11 protein-coding genes are annotated in these 11,486 nt (G+C 28.0%); 9 read left to right on the forward strand and 2 right to left on the reverse strand.

The annotated features are described in order from the left end of the window. Positions 1-37: 37 nt before the first annotated feature. Both AELL_RS00440 and AELL_RS00445 read right to left on the reverse strand, forming a co-directional pair. Positions 38-613 carry a class I SAM-dependent methyltransferase gene (locus AELL_RS00440; protein ID WP_118916048.1) on the reverse strand — a complete coding sequence of 192 codons (576 nt, stop codon included), beginning with the start codon at positions 611-613 and terminating at the stop codon, positions 38-40. Further along, entirely contained in the window at positions 594-1,031 is a 438-nt protein-coding gene (locus AELL_RS00445) for a deoxycytidylate deaminase (protein WP_118916049.1), read from the reverse strand. Before AELL_RS00445 ends, AELL_RS00440 begins: the two co-directional genes overlap by 20 nt. Positions 1,032-1,189: 158 nt before the next feature. Here AELL_RS00445 and accB point away from each other — a divergent pair, with 158 nt between their 5' ends. The 9 genes from accB to AELL_RS00490 all read left to right on the forward strand — a co-directional run bounded on the left by accB (position 1,190) and on the right by AELL_RS00490 (position 11,481). After that, on the forward strand, positions 1,190-1,657 hold the full coding sequence (gene accB / locus AELL_RS00450; protein WP_118916050.1) for an acetyl-CoA carboxylase biotin carboxyl carrier protein: 468 nt from the start codon (positions 1,190-1,192) through the stop codon (positions 1,655-1,657). Positions 1,658-1,666: 9 nt separating this feature from the next. Next, the gene (locus tag AELL_RS00455; protein WP_118916051.1) at positions 1,667-3,019 is read left to right on the forward strand and encodes an acetyl-CoA carboxylase biotin carboxylase subunit; all 1,353 of its coding nucleotides are present in this window, start codon (positions 1,667-1,669) and stop codon (positions 3,017-3,019) included. Between the two features lie 239 nt (positions 3,020-3,258). Beyond that, complete coding sequence (locus tag AELL_RS00460) at positions 3,259-4,848, forward strand: DEAD/DEAH box helicase (RefSeq protein WP_118916052.1); 1,590 nt, start codon at positions 3,259-3,261, stop codon at positions 4,846-4,848. A 157-nt stretch (positions 4,849-5,005) separates the two neighbouring features. Further along, positions 5,006-6,592: an inorganic phosphate transporter gene (locus tag AELL_RS00465; RefSeq protein ID WP_118916053.1), complete on the forward strand. Its 1,587-nt coding sequence runs from the start codon at positions 5,006-5,008 to the stop codon at positions 6,590-6,592. 84 nt (positions 6,593-6,676) lie between these two features. Continuing rightward, positions 6,677-7,582: an AEC family transporter gene (locus AELL_RS00470; protein ID WP_118916054.1), complete on the forward strand. Its 906-nt coding sequence runs from the start codon at positions 6,677-6,679 to the stop codon at positions 7,580-7,582. Between the two features lie 5 nt (positions 7,583-7,587). Next, entirely contained in the window at positions 7,588-9,378 is a 1,791-nt protein-coding gene (gene asnB / locus AELL_RS00475) for an asparagine synthase (glutamine-hydrolyzing) (protein WP_118916055.1), read from the forward strand. A 57-nt stretch (positions 9,379-9,435) separates the two neighbouring features. Further along, entirely contained in the window at positions 9,436-9,738 is a 303-nt protein-coding gene (locus AELL_RS00480) for a hypothetical protein (RefSeq protein ID WP_118916056.1), read from the forward strand. Next, positions 9,738-10,358 (forward strand): 5,6-dimethylbenzimidazole synthase, encoded by a 621-nt coding sequence (bluB, locus tag AELL_RS00485; protein WP_118916057.1) that lies wholly within the window; start codon positions 9,738-9,740, stop codon positions 10,356-10,358. The genes AELL_RS00480 and bluB overlap by 1 nt, the downstream gene beginning before the upstream one ends. A 55-nt stretch (positions 10,359-10,413) precedes the next feature. Continuing rightward, complete coding sequence (locus tag AELL_RS00490; protein WP_118916058.1) at positions 10,414-11,481, forward strand: TRAP transporter substrate-binding protein; 1,068 nt, start codon at positions 10,414-10,416, stop codon at positions 11,479-11,481. The last annotated feature ends 5 nt before the right edge of the window (positions 11,482-11,486 follow it).

Below are 11,486 nucleotides of genomic sequence, written 5' to 3' on the forward strand. Positions count from 1 at the left end.
TAATTTTATATTTAAAGTATGAAATAAATATGATATTTTATTTTTCCAAATAAATAGTTATATCATTTTCTAAATAGTGTTCTTTTATTTTTATTTTTTTTGTCAAAGTTCTACAATAAGTTAAAATTTCATCCACTTTTATATTTGTAAGAGAATCATTTTTTAAAAAATTAAATACAAAAGCAATATTAGATGAGTTAAAACATTTTTGTATAAAAATTGAAATTTCATCAAAATTTAAAATGTTCATAGCTCCACTACAAATATAATAATCACTTATTTGTAACTCATCTTTTATTATATTTTGGATTTTAAAATCTATATTTGAAAATCTTTTTGAAGCTAAATCAATCATCATTTTTTCACAATCAATTCCTATATAAGATTTAGGAGATTTATTATTTTTAATTAAATAGTTATAATATTCTCCAAATCCACAACCAGCATCTATTAAAGAATGATTTTCTATATTTTGAATAAAACTTGTTAGAATCTCAAATCTTTTATATTGAGTGTATTTTGAATTCCATTGAACACCTTTGGCACTAACTCCATATCTTCTTACAGATTTTTCATAAAATAGAGTATTTTTATTATTTTGAAATTTGTTCAATAACTACACCATTGTCTTTTATGAATTTTGAGATTACTTCTGAATTTGTGTGTTCATAAGCTTTTTCATATACAATTCTTTTTATTCCACTTGCAATTAGATTTTTCGAACATTCGCTACAAGGCTCTAAAGTTACATAAATTGTTGCACCTTCTATAGGAATCCCTTTTCTAGCTGCCCAAATAATCGCATTCATTTCAGCATGAATTTCATAAGTTTTTGACCATTTGTGATGCTCTTTTGTATATTCTCCATTCCAGTGTTCACTACAATTTTTATAACCAGCAGGTGTTCCATTGTATCCAGTTGAAAGTATTCTTCCATCTTTTACAATAACAGCTCCTACTTGTTTTGATACACATTTTGAAGCCATTGCAATCTCTTTTGCAATGTTTATAAAACTTCTATCATTTAACATAATATTCCTAATTAATTTTTTTCAATTATATCAAAAAGATATTTCAAAGATATTTTATTCCTAAACTTAAATAAAGCTTATTTAATTTAACAAAAATATATTTATCAGAAAAATTGTGCTATTATGAGAAAAAATTTTACTAAATATAAAGGCTAAGTATGGATTTTAAAGACATCAAAGAATTAATTAGAGTTTTCGACAAAAGCGAACTTAACAAATTAAAAGTTAAAGAGGGTGAATTCGAAATCTCTATGCAAAGAGGTTTTGAAGGTGTTGTAACTACTGTATCAGCTGCTCCTGCAGTTGCTGCTCCTGTTGCAGCTGTTAGCGCACCAGTTGCAACTGTAAATGTAGCTTCAACAGAAACAGCAACAACTGCAAAGAGTGGAGATATGATTAACTCTCCAATGGTAGGAACATTTTATTCTTCACCTTCTCCAGAATCTCCAGCATTTGTAAATGTAGGTGATACTGTAAAAAAAGGTCAAACTCTTTGTATTTTAGAAGCAATGAAAATTATGAATGAGGTTGAAGCTGAATTTGATTGTAAAATTTTAGAGATTCTTGTTAAAGATGGTTCTCCTGTTGAGTATGATATGCCAATTTTTGTTGTTGAAAAATTATAAGAGTTACATATGGCAGAAATTAAAAAAATTTTAATAGCTAACAGAGGAGAAATCGTTCAAAGAGCTGTTAGAACAATAAGAGAAATGGGAAAAAAATCAGTTGCTATTTATAGTGCTGGTGATAAAAATGCATCATATTTAAAACATGCAGATGAAGCTGTATGTATTGGTGGTGCAAAATCAAGTGAGTCATACTTAAATATTCCAGCAATTATAACAGCTGCTGAAATGACAGGTTGTGATGCAATTTTCCCAGGATATGGTTTCTTATCTGAAAATCAAGATTTTGTTGAAATTTGTAGATTACACAATATCAAATTTATCGGTCCATCTGTTGAAGTAATGGAAAAAATGGCTGATAAATCAAAAGCAAAAGAAGAGATGATTAAAGCTGGTGTTCCAGTTGTTCCAGGAAGTAAAGGTGCTGTTCACTCTGTAACTGAAGGTAAAAAAGTTGCTGCTGAAATTGGTTACCCAATTATGGCAAAAGCTGCTGCTGGTGGTGGTGGAAGAGGAATGAGACTTATTAAAGATGAGTCAGAATTTGACCAACTATTTATGGCAGCATCAAGTGAAGCATTAGCTGCATTTGGCGATGGAACTATGTATCTTGAAAGATTTATTAATAATCCAAGACATATTGAAGTTCAAGTTGTTGGAGATTCTCACGGTAATGCTATTCACATTGGTGAAAGAGATTGTTCTTTACAAAGAAGACATCAAAAAGTTATTGAAGAGTCACCTGCAATTTTATTAAATGATGAAACTAGAGCAAAACTTCATGAAGTTGCTGTAAAAGCTACTAAATATTTAAAATATGAAGGTGCAGGAACATTTGAATTCTTAGCTGATGACCAACAAAATATTTATTTTATGGAAATGAATACAAGATTACAAGTTGAGCATCCAGTTTCTGAAATGGTTTCAGGAATTGATATTGTTGAACTAATGATTAAAGTTGCTGAGGGTGAAAAAGTTCCTCCACAAGAAAAAATTAAATTTAGAGGTCATGCAATTGAGTGTAGAATTACAGCAGAAGATCCAAATACATTTTTACCAAGTCCAGGAAAAGTAACTCAATGGATGGTTCCTGGTGGAAGAAATGTAAGAGTAGATTCTCATGTTTATACAAACTATGTAGTTCCTCCTTATTATGACTCAATGATTGGAAAACTAATCGTTTGGGGAAGAGATAGAAATAAAGCTATAAACATTATGAAAAGAGCCTTAGCTGAATTTGAAGTAGAAGGAATTAAAACTACAATTCCATTCCACCAAAAAATGATGGAAAATGAAGATTTTATCTCAAATAACTATGATACTAAATACTTAGAAAACTACAAAGGTTTAGAGGATTTATAAGATTAAGAGCTTTGCTCTTTTTCTTAAAGCTTAAATTTATCTAAAATTAGATATACTCCGCCAAAATTATACACATTTATATACCCATTTTACTTTGATGGATTATCAAAGATTCATTTTTCAAAACTGACTTACTTGCAAGACTCAAATTGCGTTTTAATTGTACTTTTATGGGAGATTTAAATCTAACTTATATAACCGTGTGTATTTTTTAATAAATTATATACAAAGGTAAAAAAATGACTTTTAACGAATTCAATTTTAAAGAACAATTACAAAAAGCAATCGACGAGGCAGGATTTAAAGAACCAAGTCCAATTCAAGAACAAGCAATTCCAGTTATTTTATCAGGAAAAGATATTGTTGGACAAGCTCACACAGGTACAGGAAAAACAGCAGCATTTGGACTTCCAATTTTAAATAAATTAAAGGGAAAATCAGGTGTTGAAGCAGTTGTAATTGTTCCAACTAGAGAACTTGCAATGCAAGTTTCAGATGAATTATATAGATTTGGAAGATTCTTAGGAATTAACACTGCAACTGTTTATGGTGGACAAGCTTATGCTAGACAAATCAAATTAATTGAAAATGCAAGTATTATTATTGCAACTCCTGGAAGATTTTTAGATCTTTTAAGAGGTGATAAAATTGATATAAAACCAGATTTTGTTATTCTTGATGAAGCAGATGAAATGCTTGATATGGGATTTTTAGATGATATTAAAGAGATTTTTACTTTCTTACCAGAAAATAGACAAACTTTATTATTCTCTGCAACTATGCCAACAGCAATTAAAAATCTTGCAAAAACAATTTTAAAAGAACCAGAATTTATTACATTAACAAAAAGTGATGTAACAAATGCAAAAATTACTCAAACTTTTTATGTTGTAGATGAAAAAGAGAGAGATGATGCATTAATTAGACTTTATGATTACAAAAATCCAACAAAATCAATTATTTTTTGTAGAACTAAAAAAGAAGTTGATAGATTATCAACATTTATGGTTTCTCAAGGATTTATGGCAAAAGGTCTTCATGGTGATATGGAACAAAGACAAAGAGAAGAAGCAATTAGAGCATTTAAAACTTCTAAACTTGAAATCTTAATTGCAACAGACGTTGCAGCAAGAGGATTAGACGTAAATGATGTTTCACATGTATTTAACTATCATTTACCATTTGATTCTGAGTCATACGTACATAGAATTGGAAGAACAGGTAGAGCTGGTAAAGAAGGTGTTGCTGTTTCAATTGTTACTCCACATGAATTTAGAATGTTACAAAAAATTGAAAAAAATATCGGTACAAAATTAGAAGGTAAAACAGTTCCAAATATCAGTTCTGTAAAAATGAAAAAATTTGCTGATTTAAAACAACAAATAATTGAGCAAGAAGTAAAAGATTATGCTTTAGAGTTAGTTGAAGAGTTAAAAGAAGAGTTTGATATCTCTACAATTGCTTTCAAATTAGCTTCAATGATTTCTGCATCAACTTATGTTCAAGGGAATAATAATATCGGAAAATCTGAAAGTGATATTAAAAGACTTATTGAAAATAGTTCAAGAAATGATAGAGAAGACTCTGGAAGAAATTCAAGAGGTGGAAGAGGTGGACGATTTGGTTCAAGAGGTGGAGATAGAGATAGAGGTTCAAGAAGCGGTGATAGAAACGGTGACAGAAACTCAAGAGGTGGAGATAGAGATAGAGCACCAAGAGGTGATAGAGCTCCAAGACCATCAGGAGATAGAAAACCAAGTGGAGATAGAGCTCCAAGAGGTGACAGACCTTCAAGACCATCAGGTGATAGAAGTAGAAAAAGGGATTAATCCTTTTTTCTAAAACATTCTCTATAAAATATATATAATCTCTTCAAATAATAACTTTTAACTATAATAAATTTAAGCTTTTTTAAAGGTTTAATAAGAAATTTCCTACTATAATATTATCCTACTTACGTTACAAAATAATTACAAAAGGTTTACTTTGGATATTAAAACGATTAACAGGTTTGAAAAAGCGCAAGCAAAAACATTACCTGGCTTTGCTAAATTATCATTAGCACTTCTATTTATTGTTGTAGTTTTCTTATGGTCATATGCTTCTCATGGAAATCTTCCTAACAATATGTTTTTAATTATTGGTGCTGTTTTTGGTGCTTATATGGCTATGAATATTGGTGCTAATGATGTTGCAAATAACGTTGGGCCAGCTGTTGGTTCAAAAGCACTTACTTTAACAGGTGCAATAATGATTGCTGCTATATTTGAGTCATTAGGTGCTTTTATTGCTGGTGGGGATGTTGTTAAAACAATCAAAGATGGAATTATTAATCCTTCAATGATAGAAAATCCTGAAATATTTATTTGGGCAATGACAGCTGCTTTATTATCAGCAGCTTTATGGTTAAATTTTGCAACTTCTATTGGTGCTCCTGTTTCAACTACACACTCAATTGTTGGTGGGGTAATGGGTGCAGGAATTGCAGCAGCTGGTTTTGCAATTGTTTCTTGGGATACAGTTGGAAAAATTGTTGCTTCTTGGATAGTTTCTCCACTTCTTGGTGGAATTATTGCAGCTGCATTTTTATTTTTTATAAAAAAACAAATTGTTTATCAAGATAATATGTTAGAAGCATCAAAAAAATTTGTTCCTGTATTAATTGCAATTATGACTTGGACTTTTAGTACATATATTATTTTAAAAGGTTTAAAAGAATTAGTTGAATTAAACTTTATTACAGCTGCAATTATAGGATTTCTTATTAGTGTTGCTGTTTACTTTTTTGTTAAACCAATCATTGCAAAATCATCTTTAAAATTATCAAATACAAGATCTTCTGTTAATACTTTATTTAATATTCCTTTAGTTTTTGCTGCAGCTTTATTATCATTTGCTCACGGTGCAAATGATGTTGCAAATGCAATTGGACCACTTGCAGCAATTAATGATGCAATTATAAATGTTGAAATCTCAAGCAAAGTAGCTATTCCATTTTGGATTATGGCTGTTGGTGCATTTGGTATTGTTGTTGGGCTTATGTTATATGGTCCAAAACTTATTAAAACGGTTGGTTCTGAAATTACTGAGTTAGACCAAATGAGAGCTTATTCAATTGCAATGTCAGCTGCTTTTACTGTTATTGTTGCAAGTCAATTAGGTCTTCCTGTATCTTCAACACACATTGCTGTTGGAGGAGTTTTTGGAGTAGGATTTTTAAGAGAAATTTTAGACAATAATGAAAAAAGATTTTTGCAAGAAACAAGAAAAAGATTTAAAAGACATAAAAGAGAGTTAGATTTTATGCAAGAAGAGTTAGATAGACTTGAATTGATAAAAGATAAATCTAAAGCTCATTATATGAAAATTGTTGAATTGTATAAAAAAATTGATGATAGAGAAAATCTTGTTAAACAAGAAAGAAAAGATGTTAAAGATGCAAAAAGTACAAAATATGTAAAAAGAGATGCAATTAAAAAAATAGTTGCTGCTTGGATTATTACTGTGCCTGCTGCTGCAATTCTTTCTGCTGCAATTTTCTTTATGATTAAGGGTATTATGGTTACTGCATAGGAATTTTCCTATGCAAAACTTCTTTTTATTTATCTCATTAATGATAAAATCTCTTAAAAAATTTTAGGATTTATTATCGAAGCTATATTTTCAGTTTTACCAGTCTATTTTTTTATTTTATTAGGTTTTTTAGCAAAAAAAAAATTTACTACTCAAATAGATGAAAAAACTTTAGTTTTATTATCTTTATATTTTTTCCAACCAATATTAATACTTTGGGGATTAACAAAAACTCCAATAAATTATGAATTTATTATGTCTCCGATTTTTTATTTAATTATTGTTCTAACTACACTTACTATTTTAATTTTTATCTCAAAAATAGTTTTTAGTTCTCGTACAGATGAATCAATATATTTAGGTACAGCTTTAGTTGGAAATACAGGAAATTTAGGTATTCCACTAGGAATTGCACTTTTTGGAGTAGAATCTGTTCCTTATACAAGTATTATTAATATTGCAAATGTATTTTTTATGTATACAATTTCAGTCTATTTTTTTGCAAGAGAACAATTCTCTTTAAAAGAAGCAATACTATCAATATTTAAAATCCCAGCAATTTGGTTTGCCTCACTTGCTTTGTTTTTAAATTATTATCAAATTCCAATAAATAAACATATCTTAATGGCTTTAGATATGGGTGCATATACTTCTTTAACAATTCAGCTTTTTATTTTTGGAGTTTATTTATATAGTGTTAGAATAAAAACAATTCCTTGGAAATTATCTTTACATATAAGTTTTGCAAAACATTTTATTTTACCATTGATTGGAATTTTTATTATAATCTGGTTTACAGATTTTAATTCATTTGTTGCTTCAATTTTGATTATGGAGTTAATGGTTCCACTTGCTGTTAATAATGTTAATTTTGCAGTTTTATACAACTGCAAACCTTTTGCAGTAGCTTCAACAATTTTAGTTTCAAGTGCTTTATTTGTTGGTATGTTATATTTTTATATTCAAATTATTGAATATTTTATAAAGTAGATTTTATGTGTGGAATAATAGGAACAAATTTTTTAAGTGAAAGATTTAACAAATCTTTAGAGCTTTTACATCATAGAGGTCCAGATTTTCAAAATTCTGTAAAAATTGATAATAAACAATTTGGACATACAAGACTTGCAATTATTGATTTAGATGAAGAAGCAAATCAACCTATGATTTTTGATGATATTTTACTTGTTTTTAATGGTGAAATTTATAATTATAAAGAATTGATTCACGTGGAACATTTAGAGTGTAAAACAAAAAGTGACTCTGAAGTATTAATTCGTCTTTATCAAAAATATGGATTTGATTTTTTAAATAAACTAAATGGAATGTTTTCATTTTGTATTTACGATATGAAAAAAGAGTTATATTTTTGTGCACGAGACAGATATGGTAAAAAACCATTTTTTTACTTTTTTAAAGATAATAAATTTATTTTCTCATCGAGTGTAAAATCAATTTTAAATCTACTTGATTACAAACCAAATCTAAATAAAGTTGCACTTTCTAAATATATGCAATACTTTGTATCTTTTGGTGAAGATTCTTTCTATCAAGACATTTATAAACTTGAAGCATCTACATATATGATTTATGAGCCAAATAAGAGCCTTGAGCTTCAAAAGAAGAAATATTATAAGATAAATACCTATAAAGCAATAAAAGACGAAAAACAAGCTTTAAATGATATTGAAGAGCTTTTATTTAAAAGTGTAGAGTATAGACTAAATAGTGATGTTGAAGTAGCTTCACTTTTAAGTGGTGGAATTGATAGTTCATTAATCTCTGCACTTTATACAAAAATCTCAGGTAAAAAGATAAATACCTTTAGTGTTGGATATGATGAATATAAAAATTATTGCGAACTTGATTTTGCACAAATCACTGCAAGTCACATAAACTCAAATCATAATCCATTAATCATAAATCAAAAAGAGTATATCAATCATTTTGAACAAACACTTGATATACTTGAAGAACCTCATGGAGATAGTGCAGCAATTCCCTTGAATATTTTAACAAAACAGATACATAAAGCTGGAATAAAAACTATATTATCAGGTGAAGGTAGTGATGAGATATTTTTAGGTTATGATAACTATGCAAAGTTTTTAAAATATTATGAGTTTGAAAAAAGTTTATCAAATGAACAGAATCTTTTTTTAAATGATATTATTGGAGCTTTACAAAATAATACTAAAGAGAGTGAATATTTAAGAAGAATTGTAAAAAAACAAAATCTTTATAACTCTTTTGGAGAAATTTACACTGATATTCAAAGAAAAAGATTGTTTAAAAAAATTCCAACATTTAAAAGTGAAACAGCAAAACAAGACCCTGTTGATTGGATGAGTTATATAGACTTAAAGATTTGGCTAGGAGAAGCTTTATTGAGTAAAGTTGATAGAATCTCTATGGGAAACTCTTTGGAGGTTAGAACACCATTTTTGGACTTTAATTTAGTAAATTATATGTTTAGTGTTGAATCAAGTATAAAAGTTGGAGATACAAATAAATATTTATTAAAAAAGATTGCTTCTAAATATATTCCAGATACTATAATAAACAGAACAAAAAAAGGTTTTAATTCTCCATTTAATGAATGGTTAAATAAAGAGTACAAAAATAAAATTCTTGATGTGATAGTTGAAGTAAATAATCAAACAAATCTTTTTAATCATGAATATATTTTACATATTTATGAGTTGTCAAAATCAAATAAATTCAAACAACATCTTTATTCACTTTTTGTTTTTTCTTTATGGTTCAAAAAGGAATTTTTATCTTAAGATAAAAGATTGTAAAATCAGATAAATCATATAATAATTAATAAAAAGAGAATTAAAATGACTATATTAATACCAGTAGATTCAAAAGATAGACATCAATGTATAATCTCTTCTATTGAAGAAAATAAAGCTTGGGCATTTGTTACTTTAGATGAAGGTAAAATAGCAAAAGTTGAGTTTTTTGATAGACGAGAAGATATCACTTGTTGGATAGATGCTGTAGTTGTAATAAATGAACTTGAATATGTTTGGCCATTTATGGATGAAGGTATAATTGCTCTAATTGCACCAACTCAAAAAAGTATAGATGAAATTGTTGAAGCTTTTTTATTTAAAGATTTACACGATTTTACAGTTTAATGAAATTTAATAAAAAAGATTTAAAAACACTTACAAATATTATTGCCTCAAGACGTGATGTTAGAGGCAATAACTTCATAAATAAAAAAATATCAAGTAAAAAACTTAATACTATATTAGAATCTGCACTTCATGCACCTTCAGTTGGTTATTCTCAGCCCTGGAGATTTATAATTGTTGATGAAGAAAAACGCTCTTTAGTATATAAACACTTTAGCAAATCATATGAAAAGAGTAAAGAAAAATTTAAAGATAGACCTTTATATAATAATTTGAAACTTGAAGGTATTAAAGAATCAAATATTAATATTGCTGTTTACTACAAAAAAAGTTCTAATAATATTTTAGGACAAACTTATATGAAACGAACGGGAGAATATTCTGTTGTTTGTGCAATTCTTAATATGTGGCTAACTGCACGTGCTTTAAATATTGGTATGGGTTGGGTTTCTATTTTAAAACCTAAAAAAATAAATAAAATATTTGATATTAATAAAAAAGATTATAAATTTATCGCTTATTTATGTTTTGGTTATACTAAAGAGTTTTATGATGAACCAGAGTTAAAAAAACTAAATTGGGATAAAGAGAAAAAACTTAAAGATTGTATACTTAATTAAGCCTTTTAATATTCTCCTACTAATATAATGCTTCTCTATTTTTTAAGGAGAACAAATGAAAAGAATTTTTGTAAAGTTTACTTTTTTATTTGTTTGTGTAAGTTTTATTAATACTTTACAAGCAGATGAAAAAGTATATAAACTATCAATGGCTACAACATGGACAGAAACTACTTCACCACTTTTTGATGCAGCTAAAAATATGGCAAAAATTGCTAATACTATGTCTAATGGAAGATTAGATATTAAAATAGATGCAGCAAATAAACATAAATCACCTTTTGGTGTTTTAGATATGGTTAAAGGTGGACAATATGATATGGCTCACTCAACATCATATTATTGGAAAGGTAAAGATATAAACACACTACCTTTTACATCTATGCCTTTTGGTTTAACAAGTCCAGAACAATATGCATGGTTTTATTATGGTGGTGGAATGGAATTAATGCAAAAAGTTTATGAAAAACATGGTGTTTTATCTTTTCCTGGAGGAAGCACAGGAGTTCAAATGGGAGGTTGGTTTAGAAAAGAAATCAATTCTTTAGATGACTTAAAAGGTCTAAAGATGAGAATTCCAGGTTTTGCAGGTGAGATTATGGCAAAACTAGGAGTACAAGTTACAAATAATGCCCCAGGTGAACTTTATACTTCTTTAGAGAGAAATACAATTGATGCTTTAGAATGGGTTGGACCATCTATGGATATTAGTATGGGATTCCATAAAATTGCACCATATTATTATACTGGTTGGCATGAACCAGCTTCAGAAATGCAGTTTATTATCAATACAAAAAAGTTTGAAAAATTACCAAATGATTTAAAAGAGATTTTAGTTGTTGCTATGAGAATTAGTGCTTATGATATGTATATTCAAAATTATGATATGAATGCAAGTGCATGGCAAAAAATGAAAACAGAGTATCCAAATATAAAAGTAAAAACTTTCCCAAAACCAGTTATGGATGCTATGAAAAAAGCAAATCTTGAATTAAGAACTGAAATGTCAAAAGATAATCCTTTATTAAAAGAAGTTTTAGACTCACAAGATGCTTATATGAAAAAAGTTAGAGAATGGACAAAAATGTCAGATTTTTTATATCTTAAAGACAATTTAGAATAGAGATA

This window comes from Arcobacter ellisii (assembly GCF_003544915.1).
GTDB lineage: Bacteria > Campylobacterota > Campylobacteria > Campylobacterales > Arcobacteraceae > Aliarcobacter > Aliarcobacter ellisii.

Bases quoted from the DNA above. Each gene is read 5' to 3' on its own strand.
- AELL_RS00445 (WP_118916049.1), bottom strand. From the start codon at position 1,031: ATGTTAAATGATAGAAGTTTTATAAACATTGCAAAAGAGATTGCAATG.
- accB (WP_118916050.1), top strand. From the start codon at position 1,190: ATGGATTTTAAAGACATCAAAGAATTAATTAGAGTTTTCGACAAAAGC.
- AELL_RS00455 (WP_118916051.1), top strand. From the start codon at position 1,667: ATGGCAGAAATTAAAAAAATTTTAATAGCTAACAGAGGAGAAATCGTT.
- AELL_RS00460 (WP_118916052.1), top strand. From the start codon at position 3,259: ATGACTTTTAACGAATTCAATTTTAAAGAACAATTACAAAAAGCAATC.
- asnB (WP_118916055.1), top strand. From the start codon at position 7,588: ATGTGTGGAATAATAGGAACAAATTTTTTAAGTGAAAGATTTAACAAA.
- AELL_RS00480 (WP_118916056.1), top strand. From the start codon at position 9,436: ATGACTATATTAATACCAGTAGATTCAAAAGATAGACATCAATGTATA.
- bluB (WP_118916057.1), top strand. From the start codon at position 9,738: ATGAAATTTAATAAAAAAGATTTAAAAACACTTACAAATATTATTGCC.
- AELL_RS00490 (WP_118916058.1), top strand. From the start codon at position 10,414: ATGAAAAGAATTTTTGTAAAGTTTACTTTTTTATTTGTTTGTGTAAGT.